Consider the following 26,239-nt stretch of genomic DNA (forward strand, 5'->3'; position numbering starts at 1 on the left):
GAAAGCGAGATTGTTATTAAAGAATGAAGTGAATGGATTAAATGTTCAAAAATATTGTATGAAGCTTAGAAGGTTTCATTCTATTATTCTTCCATTGACTAATGTTTTGTTTTGGTGTTTTAATATACTGTTAACTTTACCTTGACTTTTAATAGGTACTGATTTATTAGCTCCATCAGAGTTTAGTAATGTAGAAGCGTTTGAAGCAAGAAAGTATTCTTTTTCAAATGGATTATAGATAATTATATCGTTACCAACCTTACTAGACGGAAAATGTATTTCTGTCTCGCCAGCTTTAAGTATTAATTCATATCTTCTATAGCTAAATCTCTTCACCACGGCTTTTTTGGTGTCTATATTTTTTAGTTGATTTCTATAGACTATATTTTGCTCTATTATGTAAGGATCTTCTTCATCAGCTCCAATTTTGACCCATTTTCCATTATCGTCTAGCCAATTTTCATATTCAAATTGATTTATCCAATTGCCATTTTTATCAAATTGATAACCAAAGGATGATTTCACTTTTCCTGCTGACTCTAAAGCGACTATTAATCCATTGTGGTACGTATAAATTAAATGATTTTTTAAGACATCACCGGGAGCATATTCCATCTCATTGATGACTAAAAGATCGTTATCCTTTTCGTAGGTATATTTGGTTGTTATTCTATCTCCATTGTACACAGTAACATTTTTGATTATTCTATTTTTACCGTCATACGTATAAGTAGAAGTAGTGCCTTCTGTTGCAACGGCTTCCATTTTTGACAGCAACCCTTTTTTATTATAAGAATAGCGCGTCTTGTCTTTTTTTCCTTTGTAGTAAATAGTCTCCTCAACTACTTGACCTTTTTTATTCTTTTTTTGATAAACACCATTATACTGCTTGGCAGATTTTTCATCATTAAAAAGCATAGGATCTAAAATCATATGGTCTTTATCGTAGCAAAAGTCATTAACCATTACAACATCACCTTTTATCAGGGTTTGACTGTCGTAGCGACTTGCTGATGTTGGGTTAAGCGGATTTAGCGGTGCATTTTTCCAATCATGCTTCATTTGGGCATGAGTAACATGGGTGAGTGACAATAGAAAAATCAGAACAATATTTAAACTTTTCATTACATCTTTAAATTTAAGTAAGACATTCAATTTAGATTATAAAATTAATAAAAATAATTTAAATTAGATTTACTATATTGAATATCAGATCGTAGCACGAGGAGCTCTAATAGTATCATCCTTTTATTATTGAACAAAGTGACAATTAATTTTGAGCATTAGTTTCTTGAAAATATAATAGCTTCTACAGTTCCATCTTCCTATTCCGCATCCCATCCATTAAATGAATAGTTCTTGTTCCATAAGAAGCATTTTTTTCGGAGTGTGTGGCTTGTATGATCGTTACACCTTCTTTGTTCAGTTCTTGAAACAGCTTCATTATTTCCTCACTTTGTGCAGAATTCAAATTACCTGTTGGTTCATCGGCTAGTAGTAGTTTGGGTTTTGCAATTAAAGCTCTTGCGACGCCTACGAGCTGCTGTTGTCCTCCAGAAAGTTGTGATGGAAATAAATCTTTCTTGCCTACGATGTTGAAACGATCCAGCATATCGGCAACAAGTGCTTTACGTTCTGAAGATTTAATGTTTTTATAGAGTAGTGGCGTTTCTATGTTTTCATAAACGGTAAGCTCATCGATCAAATGATAGGCTTGGAATACAAAACCTATGTATTCTTTATAAAGTTTTGACTTTTGCTTTTCTTTTAAAGAGTGAACTGATTCATCAAGAAATTCATACGTGCCTTCTTGAAATCCGTCCAGCATTCCTATGACATTTAATAGTGTTGATTTTCCCGAACCAGAAGGTCCCATAATGGAGATAAACTCGCCTTCTTCGACTTGTAGATTGAGGTCATTGAGCAAGAAAACGCGTTTCCCGCCTTGATTGACCCATTTGTAGATGTTGTTAAGTTGTAATAGCATGTTTTTATCGTTAGTAAGTTAGTCTTTGAGTCTTTGAGTCGCTGAGTTATTGAATTGTTAGCGAGGCTTGCATCCACCTATCCACTGATTTTTAAATTAGATATTATATTTATTAAAAGAATATGCCTCCATCTTAATGAGCAATATTTCCAGCTTTTTTCTCAACAAGTCTCACACACAATTCCGTTTTCATTTTCTTGTTTCCTGACTCTTGTATCTTAAATCATTTATTTTTCTATATTCTATATTCTATTTATGTAGTTCCGCTTTATATTTTCCAAAGAAAATATAAGTTTATCCTGAGGTAGCTCAGGGCGAAAGCGAGATCATTATGATCTTTCTTTAATTATTCTGTTTTCAAACTATTTACTGGATTTGCTACAGCAGATTTATAGGAAACTATACTTACTATAACTGCTGAAAGGCAGAAGACCAAAACGCCCACTACGATAAAAGCTAAAGGTTGGACCGGTGTGCGATAAGCAAAATTATCCAGCCATACATTTGCGATCCACCAGGCGATAGGTGTACTGATGACCAAAGCAATGAGCACAAAATAGATGTATTCTTTAATCGAGAGTTTTAGTATTTGTACAATAGAAGCACCTAATACTTTGCGGATTCCTATTTCCTTAGTTTTACCTACGATAAGTAGTAAAGTAACTCCTATGATACCTAGTGATGCCAGTAAAATAGCTATGCCATTTAATATAAAAATAAGCTGTGCTGTTTGCTCATCGTTCTTATGAAGCTGTTCATATTTTTCATCTAGAAACTCAATCGTCAACGGGAAGCTACGATTAGATGTAGCATAGAGCTCTTTAATTTGAGAAACCGTATTTGCCGTAGCATTTTTATCAAAGGAAACGATACTCATGCCTCCCATACGTACTCGATCGGATACCGTTATAAAATAGGAGCTGATGGATTCTTTGAGGGAGAACACATTGATGTCTTTAAAAATACCATCGATAGTTATAGGGAAACCATAACTTCCATCTTCGTTTTGGTACTCAGGTTCTGTAATTATTTGAGTTCCTATTAATTCTTCAACGGTAACACCTTTCATCTCTGCAAATCGGATTGCTGCAGATCTGTTGATGAGGTTGCGATTTACCCTATTCTCACTAGAATCAAAAATTTCTGGTGATAAGGTAGTTTGAAGATCATAAGCTTGAATAGCCGCATAATCTAAATAAAACTGATTGCTGTCATCAAAAACAGTTTCAAATCCATCTAATCGATAACGCAGCTGATTAAAAGGCTCTAGTCCAAAAGAAGACCCATTTCCTACATGACGTACTCCAGGAATGGCCTTTAGTTTTTCTTGAAATACATCTAAATCGTCTGGAGAAGTGAATGTATATAAAACACCTTCTTTCTGAAATCCTAGATCTTTGTTGTTGATAAAAGAAATCTGCTGGTACATGAAAAAAGAGATAGAGCTTACTCCTATAAGAATTACAAACTGACTTATGATAACATACTTGCGCAACGAGAAGTGCTCAAACTTGCGATCGTTCAATTTTTCTTTTAAAAGACCTAAGGTATTTTGACTAGCAAGCATTATAGAAGGAGCGATGCTCGCAATAATACCTATGATTAAAGACATGGATAATACAATTCCTAAAGCTTCTAGATTTATAAAAGGATTTGCGGTAATCGCTACTCCCATGAAAGTATTAAAATAGGGAACAACTATAAAGATCGTGAGTAACAAAAAGGGCAGTGATAGTAAGGCCAGCAATACTGTTTCAATAAAAAATTGTAGCGCAATAGAAGAATTACTTGCTCCTAAAACTTTTCTAACACCTATTACTCGAGATTGCTTTGATTTTAATGCGATGGTAAAATTAGCATAGTTAAACACTGAAATCAGAATAATAAGTAATCCAAAAGCGCTTATTAAATAGATGTAAGTCGTATTGCCTGGCGCTTTAAGTTCGTATAAAATATTAGATTTCAGGTGAATATCTGTTATCTTCTGAAAGAAATGGTTTTTATAAGTAGGATTAGTAGCAAGACCTGGATTTGCAATCAAAATATCCTTATCAAATTGTTTTAAAACATTCGCTGGATCGCTTTTCTCGTTCAACTGTACGTAAACATTACTACCCCAATATGGAATTTGATCTCGATGAGTCGCCATCTTAAAATCAAAGTGAGAGTTTTGAGGAACGTCTTTTATGACAGCAGCAATCGTATAAGATTCTCCAGCAATTGTTAAGCTGGAATTAATGAGGTTATCTATAGATCCTGTGTTCAGTTTTTTTGCAATTGTCTCATTGATAATAACACTATTCTCAACGTCACCAAACGTCTGGTAACTTCCAGAAAGTAATTCCCAACTGAACATTTCAGTGAAGCTTTTAGGTGTATTAGTTGTTAAAATACCTTCTTCAATTAATTCTTTATCACCGTAATTGATAAACTCTGTGTCGTTTGAAATTATAAAATGTGTTGTATTTTCAATTCCTGCAATATCTTTTATGATCTGTATTTGTTGTTTCTGCTTTTCGGCAGTAGTTTCAGCCCAATTGCCAAATCCTACCGTAGCATAATCTTGCGTTCTCTGTGTTCTCCCTACACGATAAAGCTGTTCGCTATTTTCATGAAACGTATCATAACTATTTTCAAATCTCAAATAGCCTATAGAAATATAAACGACAAGTAGTGCTATGACGAGACTTATCATATTGAGAATAGTAAATGTTCTATTGGCCTTTAGGCTTCTCAGTGAAGTTTTTATAAGTATTTTGAGCATGATAGTATATTTTTTTATTCCGCTTTCGCGAAAGCGAGATCATTATGATCGTTTTTCAATTATTCAGTTTTGATACTATTTACAGGATTTGCAATTGCCGCCTTAATGGCTTGAAAACTTACTGTGAATAAGGCAATTCCTATAGCTAAAGCTCCTGCAAGGGCAAAAATCCACCAGCTTAAATTCATACGGTATGCAAAATCTTGCAGCCATTGATCCATAACAAACCATGCGATAGGCGTTGCGATCAAAACAGATATAAGGACTAACTTTAAAAAGTCTTTGCTTAACAGGTTCACAATTCCTAAAGAAGATGCACCAAGCACTTTACGGATTCCTATTTCCCTGCGACGCTGCAGCGTACTGTAAGAAGCCAGACCGAATAGTCCTAAACATGAAATAAAGATGGCGAGTAAGGCAAATCCTAGAAATAGTTTTCCAAACAACTCTTCGGCTTGATATTGTTCATGAAATAAATCATTTACAAATTCATAATAGAAGGATTTATTAGGAAACGACTTGTGAAAACTCTTTTCTATTTGAGCAACAGTTTGTTGAACGTTTACACCAGATATTTTTACGTTAATTAAAGAATTCCCTGTATTATTATACACCATGCTCAAAGGGGCGATTTCTTCTTTTAATGTAGTCATGTGAAAATCTTTTACAACGCCTATGACTTGACCTTGTCGTCCCCATTGGTCAAACCCTTTTCCTATCACTTCTTGAGGATCTGAGTAGCCTAAAAGTCGTAAGGCTTTCTCATTAATAATCATCGAGTTTAAACTATCGGTAGCCAATTCTCTAGAAAAGTTTCTACCTGCTAACAATTTTAAACCAAACTGATCGATGTATTCATCGTCAATTCTATAACGCTCTATAGTGAGTGTTTGCTCATTTCCTTGTTGATTTACGATCTTACTTAACGCTTGGCTGTTATCTCCGCCACCGCCAGGAACAGTCGCCGCCGTACTAATAGAAATGATACTAGGTATTTTTTCTAATTCATCAATCATTCTCTTTTGTTGTGCGCTACCATCAGTTTCTACTATCATTACTTGATCCATATTGAAACCTAGATCTTGATTGCGCATAAAATTAATTTGATTATAAACGATGATGGTACTTACTATCATCACTACAGAAATAGTAAACTGACTTATCACAAGTCCTTTACGTAATAAAGCACCACGAGAAGTTGAAGAGAATTTACCTTTTAGTACTTGAATAGGCTTAAATGAAGAAAGGACTAATGCTGGGTAAGAACCAGCAAACAATGCGATTAAAATAGCTATTCCAAATAAGCCTAATGGATACAAAGGATTTTCCCAAATACTAGCGGCGATCTCTTTGCCTGCAAGTTCATTAAAATAGGGTAGTGCAACCCATGTAAATAGGACCGCGAGAAAAAACGCAAACAAACATATCAATACGGACTCACTCAAAAACTGAATGGACAGTTGGCCTTTTTGAGCACCTATTACTTTACGTATTCCTACTTCTTTGGCTCTTTCTACAGAACGTGCAGTAGTTAGGTTAATAAAGTTAATCGAGGCAATTAGAAGTATGAATAAGGCAACAATAAGAAATATAGTCACATTACCTATTTGCGGAGTAGATCCTCTTTCAGAGTAGAGGTAAATATCTTCTATAGGTTCTAGAAAATAGATAAGTTCTAATTCTGTTTCTTTCATTGCGTCTCCATGAGCACGTTGATTGTATGCTTCAATTTTGGTCTCAAGAGCTTCTATATCAGTATTTTCATTAATCAGTACAAAACCACGGTTACTAAAGTCTGCCCAAGACTGATTTAGAGTAGGATCTAGCACTTCTGTATAAGTGGAAATTGAAATCAATAAATCACTTTTAATCTGAGTATTACTAGGGTTATCCTCCATTATTCCGGTAATGGTCGCAACTCTAGAATCATCCATGATTTTTAAGGTTTTACCTAATGCGTTCTCGTCTCCAAAATATTTCTTTGCAGTCGTTTCAGATAATACCAGGCTAAAAGGTGTTTTGAGAACTTCAGCTGGATTCCCTTGAAGTAGTTTGTAGTCAAAGATTTCAAAGAAGGTATCGTCAACTCCTAAAACTCGGTCTTCATTAAAATTAGTACCGTTTATTTGTACGTCAAATGCGGTGTCAAATAATCTAGTGCTATTTTGTATTTCAGGAAATTCTGTAGTGATCTCGCTCAAAATGTTCCAATCTACAACTGGTGTTTTGTAATCGTCAGATGGTGTTTTTATATCAGTCACTACTCGATATAACTGATCTTTATTAGAATGAAATGATTCATAGCTCATTTCATACCCTATATAAAGCAATAACAAAAACCCTGCAGTCATTCCTACAGCCAGTCCACCTATATTAATTGCTGAGTAACCTTTGTGTCTCCAGAGGTTTCTAAATGCTATTTTAAAATAATTCTTTATCATGAGAATGAATTTTATGTTGGTTACACTTTCGCTCTGAGCTACCTCAGGATAAACTTCCATTTTAAAAAATGGAAAGCGAGAACAATTATATTTTCTATTTTACAGGTAATAACAATGCCAAGTATTTAATAAATTGAAAAACAGTAATTTATGATATTTTATTATTTTACTCAGTGTACGGTTTTGATACAGTGGTGTCCGATTTTAAGTCAGTAATTCTATTCTTACTCAGTTTTCAAGCTTTTCACTGGATTCTTCAGAGCTGTGCTTATGGTTCTAAAACTCATGATGAGGATAGAAATAAATATCATACTCACGCCGCCAGCCAGAAATACCCAAATACTGATGTCTGTACGGTAGGCAAAATCGGTAAGCCAATTATTCAAAAAGTAATAAGCAATAGGTGTTGCGATTAAAAATGCAATCAATACTAGTGATAGAAATTCTTTGCATAACAACGCGTTGATTTGCATAATTGAAGCGCCTAAAACCTTGCGGATTCCTATTTCTTTGGTACGTCGCTCTGTAGTATGAATGACTAGGCCTAAAAGTCCGAGACAACTTATAAGAACAGCAAGACCAGTTGACCAGTGCAATAGTTTTTTCATTTGCTGTTCTCGTCTGTAGAAGTTAGCAACAACTTCGTCTACAAATACAAGCTCAAACGTGGTGTCTGGATATACTTTATTGTATTCGGCTTCTAGTTTCTCTATCACATCAGAAATTTTGGTTTCTTTATTTCTAGGTAAGTTAAAGTGCACATTGGTAAACTGTGACCAGTTTTTACGAGAAGTATCACCTGTAAAAGCAAGCGGTGAGATCGATGTTTTAAGCGATCTCTGATTGAAATTAGACATCACACCTACGATAGGGAAGAATTCTCCATCCATCTCGATTTGTTGATTAATGGCTTCTTCTGGATTTTTAAATCCAAACGCTTTAAGTGCTGCTTCATTAATAACATATTCTTTAATAGTATCATTTAATGGTTTTCTACCGGCAAGTAATTCTATTTGATATAGGTCTAAATAAGTTCCATCTCCGTTTGAAAATTCTATTTCTGTTTTAAATTCTTGACCGTTATTGAGTAAACTCGCATTGTTAGAAAAGGTGCTGTTTGAAGCTGGTGGCATGTTAGCTAGACTTACCGTATTGATTTGTGGTATTTTTTTGAGTTCGCTAGCTAGAACTTCTTTTTTACTAAAGTCTTTTGAAGAATATGGTGTTTTGATATAAGCAGTTGTATCTGCGTTAAAGCCCATATCTTGACTCATTAAAAACTGAATTTGTTGTCCTACGAGTAACGTCCCAATAATATATACTTGAGCTATTGTAAATTGAAAAACAGTCAAGGTTTTTCTCAAAGGACTTTTTACGCTAGTATGATTTGCATTTCCTTTGAGAACCTTACTAGGCTTGAATCTCGATAAAACCATTCCTGGATAAAAACCTGCGGCTAGCGTTACTATTCCCAAGAGAAATATTGTACCCAATAGAATCGCTGGTTGCAATAAAAGCTGCATATTGATTTCTGGAGATATGAAATCCTCAAAAATTTGAAGCAAAAACATAGCGAGGAAAATACTCACGACTGCAGCGGTAAGAGTCAATAAAAAGGTTTCTCCTAAAAACTGATAAATTAACTGTGATCTGGAGCTACCTAAAGTTTTGCGTACACCTATCTCTCTTGCTCTTTTGGTAGCTTGCGCCGTGTTGAGGTTGATAAAGTTGATAATACCTAACAACAATAAGAAAAGAGCAATACCGGCTAAAGCAAGTAATACAGGCTTACTAGCTTGATCTAAAGAATAATCATAAATTCCATAATCTTCATTAAAATGAATATCTGCCAGTGGCTGGATACTGAAAAAAGTTTTGTTTCCATAAGAGAGGTCTATCTCGCTTTGATGTTCATTAGCAAGTTGGTCCAGTTGGTTTTGGATGGTGACTAAATCTGCATTCTTTGAAAGCTTTACAAATAACTGATTACTAGAACTAACGGTGTCCCATCCGTTCTCAAAAACCTGTCGTTTTTGATTGGTTTGATTTGCTGTAGAAATAGAAATAAACTCTTGAAAAACAAAATCACTATTTTCTTCAAAGTCTGCTACTATTCCAGTTATGGTTGCTCGAGTTTGACCATAGTCTATGGTTTTTCCTACTACTTGATTTGGTGATAGGTCAGGAAAATACAACTGTGCACGACTTGCTGTCATCACAACATTATTAGGCTCATTCAAAGTTAAGGCAGCATCAGCCGTGATCCAGTCGTAGGTAAATATTTCAAAGTAACTAGGTTGTGTAAAAGTTATTAAATCTGGATTTCTAAGTTCTTTAGAAGATTCTACAGCTGTAGATTTTTCCATCCACCAGCGGTAAAGAGCAGTGCTATTTTCAATTCCAGTAATATCATTTTTGACCGATTCTCGCAGTGGAATAGGCGATCCTAAATTATGGAAGTCTCCTGAGCTGGTCTCAAAATCGGTTACCATTCGGTAAATACGATCGCCATCTTTGTGAAATTTATCAAAGGTAAAATCATGATATACCATCATACCTATCACAAATGCGGCACTCAATCCTATAGAAAGACTAATCACATTGATAAAGGAGAATATTTTATTCCTCCACAGGTTTCTCCAGGCTATTTTTATATAATTTTTAAACATGATGGTTTATTTATTTTGGTTAGTAATTCCGCTTTCGCGAAAGCGGAAACAGGATCTAAATTATACTCCTATTCAGTCTTTTAAACTTTTGACTGGATTTGCGCTAGCCGCTTTTGTCGTTTGAAAACCTATGGTTATTATTGATACCGTAAGTGCCGAAACTCCTGCAACTGCAAACATCCACCACGATATTTCAGTACGATAGGCAAATCCTTCTAGCCATTGGTTTAAAAAAAAATAGGAGATAGGCGCTGCAATGATCGATGCGATAGCTACAATCTTTACAAAGTCTTTGGAGAATAAAATCACAATACTGCTCACAGACGCGCCCAGCACTTTTCTTATTCCTATTTCTTTGGTGCGTAATGTGGTTGCCTGTGCAATCAGTCCTAATATTCCCAAAGCGGCAAGCAGCATACTCAAACCAGTAAAAAAGCTAAAAAAATGCTGCAATCGAGTTTCTCTATCATATTGCTTTTGCACGGTTTCATCAACCCAATTGAGATCCAAAAGTTTTACCGGATAAACCTCTTTCCATAACGCTTGCAATTGCACCAGCGATGGCTTAATTGACAACGGATTCATTTTTATCAACATACCTCCATATTGCGGATTTGATTCTGCTATAATAACATTTGGAGTCATGGCATGTCTTAAAGATTCACTATGAAAGTCTTTTAAAAGACCAACCGGAACGGTTTCAACTCCAGTGATCACTGTATTTAAGTTTTGAACATCTAAAGTCTGTGCAGTGTATTCTGATATTAAAGAGGACTGCATGTTGACCTTTTTAATTGAATCATTAAACACATATCTGGTTTTTGAAATAGGTGCATCGACAACTCGATTCTTATTGAAAACCCTGCCTGATTCCAGTTTTAATCCAAGAGTTGCGGGAAGATCTACATCGCCTTTAATAAAGTTCACTTCCAAAAATTGACCTTGATTGAAAGGATCTTCAACCTTTTTAGTCATATACGCAGAACTAGTTCCCGGTAAAAACGAAGTAATACTTGCGTTTTTGATTCCAGGTATTTTAAGTAGTCTGTTTTTGAAACTTTCGCCTTTATTGTCCCATGAAATATTTGATATACTCAACAAATTCTCTGTATTGTAACCTAGATCTTTATTTTTCATAAAGTCCACTTGATTATCAACGACAATAAGACCTATCAAGACCACCATTGAGATTACAAACTGAAATGTTACTAGTCCTTTTTGTACAAATGGCTGTAAATTTGCACCAGAGCTTCGAAATGACCCTTTTAAACTAGCAGCTGTTTTCAATCGTGACATCAGTAAAGCTGGATAGAGACCTACAAAAATGCTTACAAGTAATACGATGGCATATCCAGTCGCTAACAAACCTAAATCTTGCGCAAAAGTGATTGCAATAGGATGCCCCACATAAAGTTCAAGAAGTGGTAATGTCACGTAATAAATGGCGGTAGCGATGACCGTCGATATCAAGAAATAAAGGATGGATTCCACTAAAAATTGCTGAGTTATAGCCTTATTATTTGCGCCTAAAATTTTTCTCACACCTACTTCTTTAATACGTTGTAAGCTGCGGGAAGCACTTAAGTTAACAAAATTGATACATGCAATTATTAATAAAAGAAGAGCAATTCCAGAAAGTATAAAAATGGAGTTGTAATCTCCTTGAACTTCTTGAGCTTTCTCAAATTCGGAATGTAAGTAAACATCGGTTATAGGTTGGAATTCGTATTGGTAGGTACTTTCAGTTCCAATAAAATCCTTATACCATTGATTTACTTTTTCTGTCAAAGAAGGAATATCGGTTCCAGATTTTGTGACCATATAATTTTGTCGAAATGAACCATATCCTTCTTTATACAGTTGTTCTCTTCTGGTTGGCTCAATGACTATTGCTTGAGCTCTTAAATGAGTATTTGAAGGAATATCTTCAATAATTCCAGTTATCAGGTATTCATTGGCATCTGCTCCATAAACTGGTGCATCTTTGATGATAAGTCCTACTGGATCAACATTGGGGAAATAAGTGTCCTTATAGCCTTTGGTAATAACTAGATTGTCTGTACCGCTAATAAATTCTTTTGGGTTTCCTTGTAGTATTTTAAAATCGAAAACGTCCCAAACCTTAATTTCTGTGGTTAAAACATTTGTCTTAGTGGTATTGTCGCTATTCGAATCGGTTTTAAAATTAGTAGCTCCTGAATAAAGGGAAACGAGAGTTTCGATTTCTGGAAAGTTTTCTGGTAACGCATATTCTAATCCTGCAAAAGAAGCCGCCATTTTCTCGCCGCTGCCTTTATTTACAGGCATTATGGTAAGCACTCGATGTATGTTTTGTTTGTTTTCCCAATGACTATCATACGACAAATCATCAATTACAACAGTGGCCACACTCAAGCATGCACAAAGACCTACCGAAAGTCCAACAATGTTTATTATTGAAAAAAGGCGATTCTTTTTTAAGGCTCTCCACGCTATTATAATGTTGTTTTTTATCATGATTTATAAATTAAAGCTTGTAATTATTCCGCTTTCTATTTTCTTTAGAAAATAGAAGTTTATCCTGAGCTAGCTCAGGGCGAAAGCGGAACATTAATACCTAGTCTTCTTTATTACTCTATTTTCAGATTCTTAACTGGATTTTCTAAAGCTGCGCTGATCGTTTTAAAACTCATAATGATGATAGCTAAAGCAATCATTCCTAAACCACTACCAGCAAAAATCCACCAACTGAACTCTGTTCTTGTGGCAAAATCTTGCAACCAATTATTCAGACCCCAATAAGCAATAGGTGCAGCAATTAAAAATGCGATACCGATGAGCCAAAGAAAATCTTTACACAAAAGTGTATTAAGTTGTACAACGCTAGCACCTAAAACTTTACGGATTCCTATCTCTTTAATGCGTCTTTCTGTATTGAACATTACGAGACCTAACAGTCCTAAACAACTGATCAAGACTGATAATCCCATCGCCCAGTTCAGAAGGTTTGAAGTACTGCGTTCTTTTTTGTAAAAGTTTGCCACTGTTTCATCCATAAAGTTTATCGTGCTATTAGAATCAGGATATACTTCGTCAAATTTGGATTGAATCAGTTCCAAAGTATTAGATATCTTCTCACCAGAACCTGCTTGGATATTCATATGTAAGGTGCCAAATTGAGAAAAATACTTTCTATAAATATCTCCAGTAAACGCGACAGGTTCTATTTCATATTTGAGAGAACCGCTGTGAAAATCTTTCATCACACCAGTAATTTGCATTGGAGATTGATTTGGATTTACAATTTTGTTTAAGGCTTCTTCTGGCGTTTTAAAGCCTAGATCTCTAACCGCAGTTTCATTGATCACAACTTCCTTAATAGTATCATTTATGGGTAATCTTCCTGTTATTAAAGAAATGTCATAAAGATCAAGGTAGTTCGTATCTCCAAAAAGTACACTGATGTCCATGACTTTCTCGCCGTCTTTACCTTCATGTTTGAATACAGTTCTAAGAGTAGATGAGGTAGGTGGAGTATTTCCTATACTTACTTTAGAAAGTTGAGGAATCGTTTTTAGTTTTTCTGCGAGGAGTTCTCTACTATTAATTCCTTCTATTTGATCTGGCGTTTCAACATAAACGATAGAATCTGTCTGAAAACCGAGATCCATGTTTAATAGGTATTGAATTTGCTTACCTACGAGTAGTGTGGCGATAATGAAAATGTAAGCGATAGTAAATTGAAAAACGGTCAAGAACTTACGCAGTCCTATTTTTCCATCTTTAGATTTGTTTTCACCTTTTAAAACTTTGGCAGCTTTAAATTTTGATAATACTACACCAGGATAAAATCCAGAAAGAAGTGTAACACAAATGATCAATAAACATAAAAATCCAATTAAGTAAGGATCTAAAAGCATCTCAAAGCTGACACCATCTGCAATAAAGTCTTTAAAAATATAAATCAACCATACCGATAGACCTAAGGAAACAATTCCAGCAACTACTGTTAGCAAGAATGTTTCTCCTAGAAATTGAGTGATGAGCTGTTTTTTAGAACTTCCTAATGTTTTACGAATTCCGATTTCTTTTGCTCTTTGTGATGCTTGAGCAGTATTGAGGTTTATAAAGTTCACACAACCTAATAGAAGTAAAAACAGTGCGATACAACCCAGCATAAACATTACATCCTTATCTGCAGTAGTTGTGGTATAATCAAAATTGCCATAACGTTGATCAAAATGTAATTCTGACAGCGGTTGTGCATAAAACTCTCGACTCGCATTGTACTTTTTATCTTCAGGATCTTCATGTGCAAGTGCCGTTTGATTCAGTTGGTTTTGAAGGATTGTAGTATCTGTGCCTTCTTCTAACTTGATAAAGAGCTGCGAACTCGAATTTACGTTTTGCCAGTTGGGATTTAAGAATTGTCCATTTTGATCAGTTTGCTTGATGGTTTTTAAAGAGATGAATTCTTGAAAGACAAGGTCCGTTCGTTCTTTAAAATCTGCAACTATTCCTGTAACTGTAGCGTTTAAGGAATCGTTGTATATCAACGTTTTACCAATTAATTGAGCAGGATTTTTATTTGGGAAGTATTGTGCGGCACGAGATTGGGTAAGTACTACTTCGTTAGGGTTTAAGAGTTGGTTTTCACCAGAACCTGCGAGCCAATCGTACTTGAAAATATTAAAATAGTTCTCATCTGTATAAGTAACAAACTTGGGTTCTTTAAAAGCTGCATCTTCCTTAGAGGCCAATACACTATAAGGTCTTGTCATAAAAATATAAGCGCTTTCTTCAATTCCAGTATAATTTTTATCGACTTCTTCAATCAGTGGAATAGGAATTCCAGCAAAAAATGATGTTCCTTCTGGATCTTGATATTTACTAGCTACTCGATAAATACGATCACCATCTGGATGAAATTTATCAAAGGTAAAGTCATAATAGACTATCATTCCTATTACAATAGAAGCACTCAAGCCTATAGCGAGGCTAACGATATTTATTAAAGAGAAAATTTTATTCTTCCACAGGTTTCTCAAGGCTATTTTGATATAATTCTTAAACATGACGGTGTATTTAATTTGGTTTATTATTCCGCTTACGCGAAAGCGGATTCTCTAAAAAACTTTATCCTGTTTTTAAACTTTTCACGGGATTTACTCTCGCAGCTTTAATGGCTTGAAAACTTACGGTTACAATTGTTAAAACAATAGCACCTATACCTGCAATTATAAAAACTGATAAACCTATTTCTGTGCGATATGTAAATTTCTGAACCCAATTCCCCATAAAATAATAGGCTAGAGGCGCTGCAACTAGAATAGAAATCAGGACTAGAATCAGAAAGTCTTTAGACAGTAATAGCCATAAATTTGTTATAGAAGCACCTAATACTTTGCGCACTCCTATCTCTTTAGTACGTTGCTCTGCCACGTAGGATGCTAGACCGAAAAGGCCCAAGCAGCTTATAATAACTGCAAGTATGGTAAAAACTTTTGCAAGACTCGCAACTCGTTCTTCACTTCTAAATTTCTGAGCAAAGTTTTCGTCTATAAATTCATATTCAAAAGGCACATCTGGATAGTTGGTTTTAAAAACTTGTTCGATGGTACTTAAATTCTCGCTTATAGTGTGATCTGGATTTAGTCTTAGGTTGTAATAGCTGGAATTTTCAAAATTATCAAATGGATAAATGTGTTGCTTTACCGGTTCATAAGGCGATTGAACGATGGCATCTTTTACTACACCTATGATTTTCATAGGTGGCTCAGCCTCACGATCTGCACTATCAGTTATGTATTTTCCTATTGGATCTTTAATATTCATATACTTTACTGCTGTCTCGTTTAGAATTACCGCATTAGAATCTGTATGAAAACTTCTTGAAAAATCACGACCTGCGATAATTTCCATTTGCATGGTTTTCATATAATCGTAAGAAACAGATGTAAGTGCTAGATCTTCTTGAAAACCTTCGGGCTTACCATCCCAATCGTATCCTGCGGTATTAGACCATACCTCTGTAACAGGACTACTTGATGATGCAAAATCGATAACTGCACCACTATTTAAAAATTGCTCACGAGTGAATTCATAACGGCCTTCAAACGCATTACTGAATATGGGAATTTGTATAATGCCATTATTGTTGTAGCCTGTAGGTCTGCTTTTTGTATAGTCTATTTGATTCATCACCACTAGTGTTCCTATGATAAGTGCTATGGAAACAGTAAATTGAGTCACGACTAAAATCTTGCGTGGTAATGCTGCTAGTTTTCCGATTTTAAAGGTTCCTTTTAATACTTTAATAGGTTTAAATGAAGAAAGGTATAAAGCTGGATAGCTTCCAGAAATCAATGCCGTGATTATTATAAATACGATAGAAATGATCCAAAAGTAAAGCTGATCATAAGGAAATGAAATGTTTTTACTCGCTAGATCATTAAAATAACCTAAGGAGAAAAAGACGATAGCTATTGAGACCACATAAGAAATAATCACTACCAACAAAGACTCGCTTAAAAACTGATTGATCAACTGCCCGCGAGTTGAACCTATACTTTTACGTATCCCAACTTCAAGTGATCGTTTTTCTGATCTAGCGGTACTTAGATTCATGAAATTGATACAAGCAAGTATCAAAACAAATATCCCAATGATTCCAAATAGCCATACGTTTTCAATACGACCGCCACTTTTTATACCATTCACATAATTATCTCTCAAGTCCCAGTCTGCCATTGCATTGACATGAAGCGTAGGGTTGTGTGTGTTTTCAGGTTGTGCTTTTTTCTTTGTATCTCTTACCAGAGCATCTGCTTGATCCATGGTAACACCATCTTTCAATTGTACAAACATTTGAAAAGAATTATTATCCCAGTTATCAGCATTATCTACGATCCATTCTCTAGAAGTTTTGTAAAACTCCCATGGAATGAGATAATGCATGTCTCCAAATGATGATCGATTAGGAACGTTTTCAAAAACTCCTGTTACTTTCAAATCGGTACTATTATTAAGATTTATGATTTTACCTATAGGGTTTTCATTACCAAAAATAGCTTGGGCACTTTTTTGAGAAAGCATTATACTTTTAAGGTCATCCAGCCCATTAGGATCACCTTGTATAATGTTCAAGTCTAACATATCAAGGATGTCTTTACTGCTATGATATCCTTCTATACTTAAATTTTTATCTCCATATTTAAAAATTTGATCACTATTCCAGCTGGACATGACGATATGTTCAAAAATATCAGAATGCTTTTCCTTCATTTCAAATTCTAGAGGCAACGGTATCGCAGCACCGGTAAAAATCTCTCCGTTAAAAGTCTGACTCTGATAAATGCTTGCAATCTTAGATTTATTTGCAAAAGAATCATTTCTACTCAATTCATCTATAATCCAAAGACCTATCAATACAGTGACTGCCATTCCTAAGGCAAGTCCAAATACATTAATGAAAGAGTACACCTTGTTTTTCACAAGGTTTCTCCAGGCTATTTTGATATAATTCTTAAACATGATGGTGTATTTATTTTGGTTAGTTATTCCGCTTTCTATTTTCCAAAGAAAATAGTAGTTTATCCTGAGGTAGCTCAGGGCGAAAGCGGGCTCTTGAGCAACTTTCCTTTGAAAAGGAAAATGAAATCGGTTTTTGAAGTAGATTACAGGTAAAGTCCTCTACAGATCATAAGTGCTATAAATAGAATGAAATACAACATTATACTTGCACACCGCTTTTATAGTCTGCTAGGATGTTTTCTGTCACTTTCTGACCGTCCAGCATTCTTATGATTCTGTGACTGTATTTGGCATCGTGCTCGCTGTGCGTTACCATCACTATGGTAGTTCCAGCGGCGTTCAACTCAGTAAGTAAATCCATTACCTCATTACCATTACTGCTGTCTAGATTTCCAGTAGGTTCATCGGCGAGGATTAATTTTGGATTGTTTACAACGGCTCTTGCTACAGCTACTCTTTGCTGCTGTCCACCAGAAAGTTGTTGTGGAAAATGCTTGCGTCTGTGCATGATTTGCATTTTTTCTAGTACTTCATCCACGCGTTTTTTACGTTCTGCTGGCTTTACTCCAGTGTAGATCAGTGGTAATTCTACGTTTTCAAAAACGGTCAATTCATCGATGAGGTTAAAACTTTGAAATACAAAACCGATGTTATGTTTTCTCAAATCTGCTCTTTTACGCTCGTTAAAACCAGAAACCTCGATATCGTTAAAGACAAAGCTGCCGCCGTCAGGATCGTCCAGCAATCCTAAAATATTAAGCAAGGTAGATTTACCGCAACCAGAAGGTCCCATGATAGCGACAAATTCTCCTTCTTGTACAGAAAAGGAGAGCTTGTTTAAGGCTACCGTACGCACTTCTTCTGTAACGTAATACTTTTCTAAGTCTGTAATGGTGATCATATTATTCATGTGAAATGATTTTAAAAAGTTGGTTTTTTGAATCTTGAAGTTTTCGACTGATTTTTTACAAAAGGTCTATTGTTCCAGACTTTATTTAATCGCAAAGGTGTGTTCGTATTTTTCATGATTTTTTATTTTAATTCCGCTTTCGCGAAAGCGTGCTACTAATTATTTTATAGACAAATTCTTAATTTCTTGAATCCATTTACTCTTTCAAGACCAGCTCTTCTACATCGCCGTAGTTGTCATAGCTGCTTGTGAGGACTTTATCGCCAGGTTGCAAGCCGCTTAAGACTTCGTAGAATTCGGTGTTTTGACTTCCTAGTCGTATTTCTGCTTTATAGGCTGTTGAGCCATCGTCACTTATTTTGTAAATCCAGTTTCCACCAGTGACTTGAAAAAAGCCACCTTTAGGAATTAATAATGCTTGCTTTTCTTGACTTAGCGCCAGTCGTATTTGCAAACTCTGACCACGACGGATTTCTTCTGGAATTTCTTGATTAAAAACCATGTCTACTTGAAAGCGACCATTGGTTACCTGTGTAAAAACCTTCTTGATCTCTAGCTGATAATTCTCACCATTAAAAGGAAAGCTACCAGTCTGTCCAGTATAAATTCTTGAGATGTAGTGTTCATCAATTTCGGCTCTTACTTTAAAACCGCTCAAAACATCTATCTGACCTAGGCGTTCTCCCTTATTTTTAGATTGTCCTATTTCTGCATCAAGAGAAGTAAGTTGTCCATCTACAGGCGCTCTTACCACAAGATCGGCTACTTTACGACGCATTAATTGTAAAGCGTTTTGTGTACGAGCATAAGAACTGGTGATTTGATTGCCTTCTTGTTTCACCGCTAGAGAATCTTCCTTAAGAATCTCTCTGGAAAGATTCATGCGTTGCTTCTGGTAGTTGTAAGCGTTCTCTGATTGAATGAATTCTTGTCTAGCGATCACATCTTTTTCAAAAAGGGTTTTATTGAGGTCATAAACTCTTTTGGCTTCTATTAAACTGTTCTCAACATCAGTAAAGTTGTTTAATTTCATGATAGTATTTTGACTGGCTGCATTTTGAGAAATTTGCATTTGAGTCAATAAATTATAAACCTGTGTTTCTTGATTGACAAGGCTTAATTCTAAATCTGTATTTGATAACCTAAGAATAGGATCTCCTTTTTTCATCACTGCGCCATCTTCAACAAATTTTTCTTCTACACGTCCACCTTCAAGGGCATCGAGATAAATCGTAGTGATAGGTAACACAATTCCATTAACAGGAATATTTTCTTGAAAAACTCCTTTTTGAACTGCGTTTATAGAAATTCGTTCTTTGTTGACGTTAAGTTTTGAAGCTCCTGTCGACGATAAAAGAACAAAAACAATCAATGCGGCAAGTGCTACAATACCTGCGGCTACTAATATCTTTTTGGTAGTAAATCGTTTCTTTTCTAAAGGGATGTCCATGGTAATAATTTATTTTCTTGCTAGTTCTATTGTGATAATGATGCCATAACTTTAACATGTTGATATTCAATAAAATAATTATTTTAAAGCTTTTAAAAGTGTTCGGTTTTGATACACTATCTGTATGAAAGCGATACAGTTTTTCCAATTGAAATTTTAAAAGACCAGATTTGATAATAAAAAATCAAATAATTGTAATATTGTAGGTATGCAACTTAAAAATGCCCAAATTTTAATAATTGATGACGATGAAGATGTACTCATCGCATTAAAATTGTTACTCAAGTCCAAGGTCAAAGAGGTCGTTACCAATAAGAATCCAAATAATATTGAACGACTGATGGAGACTCAGAAGTTTGATGCCGTTATTCTAGACATGAACTTTAATGGACTTGTAAATACTGGAAACGAAGGTATCTTCTGGCTCAACAAAGTCAAATCCAAACATCCTGACGTAGACGTTATTTTAATTACTGCCTATGCAGATATTGATTTAGCTATTAGATCATTAAAAAAAGGCGCCACTGATTTCATGGTAAAACCTTGGAAGAATGATAAGATGGTGCAAACCTTAACTGAAATCCTAAAAAAAGTAAGTGCCTCAAAAACAAATCGTGTAGAACTAGCTACTAAAACGGAAATGGTAGGCGAGAGTGATGCCATTAATGATGTGCTTATTAAGATCAAAAAAGTAGCTCCTACTGAAGCTAATATTCTCATTTTAGGAGAAAATGGTACTGGTAAAGAATTGGTTGCACAGTCTATACATGAAAACTCTAATCGCAAAGACCAGCCTTTTGTAAAAGTAGATATAGGTTCATTAACGACGTCGCTTTTTGAAAGTGAGTTATTCGGTTATAAAAAAGGAGCGTTTACAGATGCCAAATCAGATCATATCGGGAGATTTGAAGCTGCGCAAGGCGGTACATTATTTCTGGATGAAATAGGAAATATTACTCTACAGCAGCAATCAAGATTATTAAGCGTTCTTCAAAACAGAAAAGTAATTCCGCTAGGTTCTAATGTTCCAGTGCCTATCGATATACGATTGATTTGTGCCACAAACTTAACTATGAGCCAGCTGGCAGATGAGAGTCGCTTTAGAAAAGATTTGGTTTATCGTATCAATACGGTTGATATTGTGGTGCCACCATTAAGAGATCGAGGTAACGATATTACGGTTCTAGCTCATCATTTTGCAGACTATTATGCTGGCAAATATGGTAAGGACCAAATGAAATTTAGTCCAGAATTTCTGCATAAAATTAAGAACCATCCTTTTCCTGGGAACATACGAGAATTACAACATGCACTTGAACGAGCGGTGATTATGGCTGACGAGTCTTACCTAAAAGCAACAGATCTCGCCTTTCCAGAAATTGAGCAATCGGAAATTACTTCCCATCAAAAACCTACTAATTTAGAAGATCTTGAAAAAAATACCATTCTTACCGTAATTGAAAATAACAATGGTAACATTTCAAAAAGCGCTAAAGAATTAGGATTGACGCGCACCGCACTTTACCGTAGATTGAATAAATATGACTTATAAAAGCTATGTTTTTTCGCTTACGTGGCGTGTGTTTTTATTGATTGCTTCGGTAACTTTTTTAGCCTTTTGGATTTCTTGGTCTGAGTTGTACTTAATTGTAGGTGCTAGTTTTGTTACTATTCTTGTCATTATCAATTTGTACAAGTTTGTTTTGAAACGCTTTATTGAAATGGATGATTTTTTTGAATCTGTTAAATACCGTGACTTCTCGAGATGGTTTGTAGAAACTAAAGGTTCGCAAGATATAAGAGAATTGCATAAAGGATTTAATCTCGTCAACAGCACTATTAAATCCATCAATAGAGAGCGCCAGGCGCAATTCGTTTACCTTCAGAAAATACTCGAGATGGTAGATGTAGGGATCATAGCTTATAACGTAGAAGATGGATCTGTGTTATGGACTAATGATTCTTTGCTTCAAACACTGGATCTACCTAGTTTTAAAAACATCAGTTTTATAGAGTCGCGCCGTCCAGAAGTCTATCAAGAACTCTTTGAAACCTATCACACTCAAGCCGATTCCATCACGTTGAAGATGCGCCAAGAGGAAACCAAAATCCTCATTTCAGATACTATTTTTGAAATCGAAGAATCTTCTTTTAAGCTCATTGTGCTACAGAATATTGAAGAAACCCTTAATAAAAATGAAAGTGAAGCGTGGAAAAAGCTTTTAAGCGTGATGACGCATGAGATCATGAATAGTATTGCGCCTATTTCTTCGTTAGCTGAAACCTTGGAAACTAATCTCAAATCTTCCATTGAGCAACCACAAGAAAACAATTTAGACTCAGAAGATATTTTGGCTGGAATAAGTAGCATTAGAAAACGTAGTGAAGGATTGATGCAATTTGCAAAAACCTACCGCAGCTTGAATAAAGTCACTCAAATCAATAGATTACCTGTGCAAATAGATGAATTGTTTGAAAGTATTGAACAGTTGCTGCAACCTACAATTTTAGAAAAGAATGTTACACTAGAATTTAAAGTTACGGAGCCAAATCTTATTATTAAAATGGATAATTATTTGATAGAGCAAGTACTTATCAATTTAATCATCAATGCGATAGAAGCTGCAGAAGAAAAAGAGAATCCTACGGTAATTGTTACTGCTGGTAAAACTTTCAAAGGTAATTTTCAAATTACGGTACAGGATAATGGTACTGGAATCACACAAGAAGTTTTAGAAAATGTATTTGTACCATTTTTCAGTACTAAAAAACGTGGTAGTGGAGTAGGACTCAGTCTTTCTAAACAAATTATGAATTTACACCAAGGGAAAATCCAACTGCGCAACATAAATGAAGGTGGCACCGAGGCAAGATTGATTTTTTAGTAATTGAGCAGCATCTTTTCAACCTTTCCGACCAAAACTCGCTACCGCTCGTTTTGCCCACCTTTCCTTTTTTAAGGAAAGGAGTTGTCTATAATTCATCAAAAAGCTCCTTGCCTTAGCAAAGGCGAGGACAGATGGACCTCGTCGCACCAGAGGCGATGCCATCAGGAGTGGTTGGAACGTTGCTGGAATTTTTCAAAAGACTTTATGCAAATCATCGCTTTCAACCTATGAGACCAAAACTCGCTACCGCTCGTTTTGCCCACCTTTCCTTTTTTAAGGAAAGGAGTTGTCTATAATTCATCAAAAAGCTCCTTGCCTTAGCAAAGGCGAGGACAGATGGACCTCGTCGCACCAGAGGCGATGCCATCAGGAGTGGTTGGAACGTTGCTGGAATTTTTCAAAAGACTTTATGCAAATCATCGCTTACAACCTTTCCAACCAAAACTCGCTACCGCTCGTTTTGCCCACTTGTCCATTCCTCTCTTTTCGCAATCTCCATTCGTCGGATGTAATATTTAAGGAAAGGAGTTTTCTATAAGGGATCAAAAAACTCCTTGCCTTGGCAAAGGCGATGCCATCAGGAGTGGTTGATACAGTTTTTGAAAATATTTAAAAGTTTTTAATCAGATCAAGAAAAAAAATTACACGTGTAGAATATTAATTTTATACTTAATACTAACCAATTTGTAGTCTGACCTAAATTTTCTAACAAAATACGATTCTAAAAATATGAACCAAATTGTCAAGTCGAGCGCAGTCGAGACTGTATAAGGATTTATCGTATTGAATCGTTTTCGACTGCGCTCAAACTGACTTCTCAATTGTTTATTATTTTATTTAAATACTATTACAGATTTTCTACCATCGAACTCATGTTAAATACTTCCCAACATCCTAACTACTACAACTCAACATACTACAACCTACTTTAGATCGAGCCCATTCTGGTCGTAAAGCATACCATTTTTCAAATTCTGGTTGCTCATCATATGGTTTTTGGAGCATGGTGTAGATTTCGTTTAATAGAGAATAGTCTCCTTTGTCAGCATCATCAATAACTAATTGTGCAATATAGTTTCGGAGCACATATTTTGGATTCGTAGCATTCATTTTCTGTATTCTCGCTTTCGCGAAAGTAATGATATCACCAGCTTCCATTTTCACATCCAGCTCTAGTCGTAAAATATAACTTTCTAACCAGTCCAGCCACTCTTTTCTGTGTGCGTCACTTAATTGGTCTAAATGATAAAAAGCTATAGAAATCACTTCAAAAGCATCGATTTTATCTGTTTTAGAGTTGATTTTACTTAATTCTCGATAAAAAATGGTCATATCGGTTTCATGAAGGTGCAGAATTTCCTCTAATTGCTGGATCAAATCACGATCGTCTTTATGCGTATGATAAATGCCTAGCTTATTCATCATGGTTTCCAAATACTGAACTTGATAATTGGTTCTATAGCTATCTAGGATTTCCTGTAACGGTGCTGCATCTTCAATTAGCGGAAAAAGTGCATTTGCCAATTGGAGTAAGTTCCACAATCCTATTTCTGGTTGAGCTCCATATCTATATCTTTTATTCTGTCTATCAGTCGTATTAGGTGTCCAGCCATGATCGTAAGGTTCTAACCAGCCGTAAGGTCCATAATCGATGGTGAGTCCTAGAATGGACATATTATCCGTATTCATCACGCCATGCACAAAACCGACGCGTTGCCAGTGCATGATCATTTCTAATGTACGATCAGTAACTTCTTGAAAGAATTGGATATAAGCTTCTTTACCGCTTGTTGTAATGTTTTTATAAAACGTAGAAATGGTATAATCGGTGAGCTTTTTAAGCAACTCTTTTTCGCCTTGAGCGGCAGCCAACTCAAAATTACCAAACCGTATAAAACTAGGTGCGACACGACAGACTATCGCGCCTTTTTCATGCGCCGCATTACCGTTGTACATCATGTCACGCAACACCTCTTCGCCACTTAGTGAAAGGGACAAAGATCGTGTGGTAGGAATGCCTAGATGATGCATCGCCTCACTACATAAGTGTTCCCTAATACTGGAACGCAGCACTGCAAGACCATCGCCACGACGTGAATAAGGTGTAGGACCAGCACCTTTTAATTGAAATGCCCAGCGGTTATTATTCTCAACAATTTCAAACAAATTGATTGCACGTCCATCACCTAATTGACCTGCCCAATTACCAAATTGGTGCCCAGCATAAGCCATCGCATAGGACTGTGTTTTGGGGTACAAAACTTGTCCAGTAAACAACTGCAAAAACTCAGCAGATGCTATTTCTTCCTGATCAAAACCGAGTTCCTTAGCAAGTTCTGAAACATGAATCAAACTGGCCTTTCTAAACGTCAAAGGAGTCGCCTGAGAATAAGCCACACCAGTTACTTGACGTGTAAAATTCTCTTTGATAGGATCTTCTGGTAGTGCGTTTGTAAAGCTGTTATTGATGTGGAGTTTGTGCATGGATGCAAAGGTAATGGATAGTCTTGAGTCTTTGAGTTCTCGACTGCGCTCGAACTGACATTTTTCTCGATTGCGCTCGAACTGACATTGTTGTGCTCGAACTGACATTTTTCTCGATTGCTCTCGAACTGACATTTTTGTACTCGAACTGACATTGTTCTCCACTGCAGCTTGTACTGAGCTTGTCGAAGTACTCGAACTTATATCCTGATACAAGGTCATGTCGAGCGCAGTCGAGACAGATTATTTATTCTCGATTTTAACTCGTTCATGACTGGAGCCTGTACTGTTCTTGAACCGTCAATGGAATTAATTTTTATTTCTCAAGTTTATATTCACACTTAGGAAGGAATATATCGAGTTATTGTAAATTTCTAGAGAACTAGTCAATATGTAGTATCTTGCAAATCAAATTATTACAATATGAAAACAACTAACCAACCTCTACAAAGATCTGATTATCGCATACGTTTACTCATCGGTACATTAGGAATTTTACTGCCAGTTGCTTTGATCATTGCCAAAGGCAGCGTTCTTGCATCCATAAGTCATTATTATTACCACAATGTGGCATCACTTATTTTTATCATTATACTTTCTGCATTTGGACTGTTTTTACTATCGTATAAAGGCTATCGCATCGATCCTAAAACTGAAATCATAAGCGATGACTTTATCACAAATATAGGTGGGCTGGCAGCATTGCTGGTTGTTATAATCCCTACTTCTTGTGATGGAAGTGGTAGTGCAGTAATAGATGGTTTATGTGGTAATGGCCTAGAACCTTTATTAGGTCACTTAAACAATACTAAAAACATAATTCATCTAGTAGCTGCTGGGGTTTTTATACTTACTATGGGATGGATGTCTAGTTTCAAATTTACACGTGGCGATGATGATGGATACCATAGCCTTTACCGTTGGAGCGGTTACCTCGTTTTTATATCTGTAGGACTCTTGCTGATATGCAAATTGCTAGTAGCGCTAGATGTAAACATTTTTATTCAGGATTATTATGTGTTTATATTTGAAACTACAGCGATTATTCCTTTTGGTATTTCTTGGCTCATCAAAGGTAAAATGGTAGAAAAAGTACAAGTCATCAGTAAAAAAATGTTTAACTAATAATCGCAA

Annotated in this window: 15 protein-coding genes; 4 read left to right on the forward strand and 11 right to left on the reverse strand. The window is 35.6% G+C overall.

What is annotated here, in order from left to right; genetic code table 11:
• Positions 1-75: 75 nt before the first annotated feature.
• The 10 genes from DDD_RS11975 to DDD_RS12020 form a co-directional block, all read right to left on the reverse strand.
• A complete protein-coding gene (locus tag DDD_RS11975; protein ID WP_146250793.1) occupies positions 76-1,125 on the reverse strand; it encodes a hypothetical protein in 1,050 nt (349 codons plus the stop codon).
• Positions 1,126-1,309: 184 nt separating this feature from the next.
• Positions 1,310-1,987, reverse strand: a complete 678-nt coding sequence (locus DDD_RS11980) for an ABC transporter ATP-binding protein (protein WP_015363145.1) — start codon at positions 1,985-1,987, stop codon at positions 1,310-1,312.
• A 346-nt stretch (positions 1,988-2,333) separates the two neighbouring features.
• The gene (locus DDD_RS11985) at positions 2,334-4,751 is read right to left on the reverse strand and encodes an ABC transporter permease (protein WP_015363147.1); all 2,418 of its coding nucleotides are present in this window, start codon (positions 4,749-4,751) and stop codon (positions 2,334-2,336) included.
• Between the two features lie 59 nt (positions 4,752-4,810).
• The gene (locus DDD_RS11990; RefSeq protein WP_015363148.1) at positions 4,811-7,192 is read right to left on the reverse strand and encodes an ABC transporter permease; all 2,382 of its coding nucleotides are present in this window, start codon (positions 7,190-7,192) and stop codon (positions 4,811-4,813) included.
• A gap of 224 nt (positions 7,193-7,416) precedes the next feature.
• Positions 7,417-9,861 carry an ABC transporter permease gene (locus tag DDD_RS11995; RefSeq protein WP_041567132.1) on the reverse strand — a complete coding sequence of 815 codons (2,445 nt, stop codon included), beginning with the start codon at positions 9,859-9,861 and terminating at the stop codon, positions 7,417-7,419.
• Positions 9,862-9,933: 72 nt separating this feature from the next.
• Positions 9,934-12,357, reverse strand: a complete 2,424-nt coding sequence (locus tag DDD_RS12000; RefSeq protein ID WP_041567133.1) for an ABC transporter permease — start codon at positions 12,355-12,357, stop codon at positions 9,934-9,936.
• A 113-nt stretch (positions 12,358-12,470) separates the two neighbouring features.
• Positions 12,471-14,915 (reverse strand): ABC transporter permease, encoded by a 2,445-nt coding sequence (locus tag DDD_RS12005; RefSeq protein ID WP_015363153.1) that lies wholly within the window; start codon positions 14,913-14,915, stop codon positions 12,471-12,473.
• Positions 14,916-14,976: 61 nt separating this feature from the next.
• Positions 14,977-17,373 carry an ABC transporter permease gene (locus DDD_RS12010; protein ID WP_015363154.1) on the reverse strand — a complete coding sequence of 799 codons (2,397 nt, stop codon included), beginning with the start codon at positions 17,371-17,373 and terminating at the stop codon, positions 14,977-14,979.
• 199 nt (positions 17,374-17,572) lie between these two features.
• Positions 17,573-18,274 carry an ABC transporter ATP-binding protein gene (locus tag DDD_RS12015; protein WP_041567441.1) on the reverse strand — a complete coding sequence of 234 codons (702 nt, stop codon included), beginning with the start codon at positions 18,272-18,274 and terminating at the stop codon, positions 17,573-17,575.
• Positions 18,275-18,479: 205 nt separating this feature from the next.
• Positions 18,480-19,733 (reverse strand): efflux RND transporter periplasmic adaptor subunit, encoded by a 1,254-nt coding sequence (locus DDD_RS12020; RefSeq protein ID WP_015363157.1) that lies wholly within the window; start codon positions 19,731-19,733, stop codon positions 18,480-18,482.
• A 208-nt stretch (positions 19,734-19,941) separates the two neighbouring features.
• Here DDD_RS12020 and DDD_RS12025 point away from each other — a divergent pair, with 208 nt between their 5' ends.
• The 3 genes from DDD_RS12025 (at position 19,942) to DDD_RS18250 (ending at position 22,917) form a co-directional block, all read left to right on the forward strand.
• A complete protein-coding gene (locus tag DDD_RS12025; RefSeq protein ID WP_015363158.1) occupies positions 19,942-21,285 on the forward strand; it encodes a sigma-54-dependent transcriptional regulator in 1,344 nt (447 codons plus the stop codon).
• Positions 21,275-22,618 carry a sensor histidine kinase gene (locus DDD_RS12030; protein ID WP_015363159.1) on the forward strand — a complete coding sequence of 448 codons (1,344 nt, stop codon included), beginning with the start codon at positions 21,275-21,277 and terminating at the stop codon, positions 22,616-22,618. The genes DDD_RS12025 and DDD_RS12030 overlap by 11 nt, the downstream gene beginning before the upstream one ends.
• Before the next feature lie 134 nt (positions 22,619-22,752).
• Positions 22,753-22,917, forward strand: a complete 165-nt coding sequence (locus tag DDD_RS18250) for a hypothetical protein (protein ID WP_236613377.1) — start codon at positions 22,753-22,755, stop codon at positions 22,915-22,917.
• Positions 22,918-23,515: 598 nt separating this feature from the next.
• On the opposite strand, the gene DDD_RS12035 is transcribed toward DDD_RS18250, so the two are convergent.
• The gene (locus DDD_RS12035; RefSeq protein ID WP_041567134.1) at positions 23,516-25,105 is read right to left on the reverse strand and encodes a protein adenylyltransferase SelO; all 1,590 of its coding nucleotides are present in this window, start codon (positions 25,103-25,105) and stop codon (positions 23,516-23,518) included.
• 423 nt (positions 25,106-25,528) lie between these two features.
• Here DDD_RS12035 and DDD_RS12040 point away from each other — a divergent pair, with 423 nt between their 5' ends.
• Positions 25,529-26,230: a hypothetical protein gene (locus DDD_RS12040; protein WP_015363162.1), complete on the forward strand. Its 702-nt coding sequence runs from the start codon at positions 25,529-25,531 to the stop codon at positions 26,228-26,230.
• Positions 26,231-26,239 lie beyond the last annotated feature (9 nt).

Source organism: Nonlabens dokdonensis DSW-6 (genome assembly GCF_000332115.1).
In the GTDB taxonomy this organism is placed as follows: Bacteria; Bacteroidota; Bacteroidia; order Flavobacteriales; family Flavobacteriaceae; genus Nonlabens; species Nonlabens dokdonensis.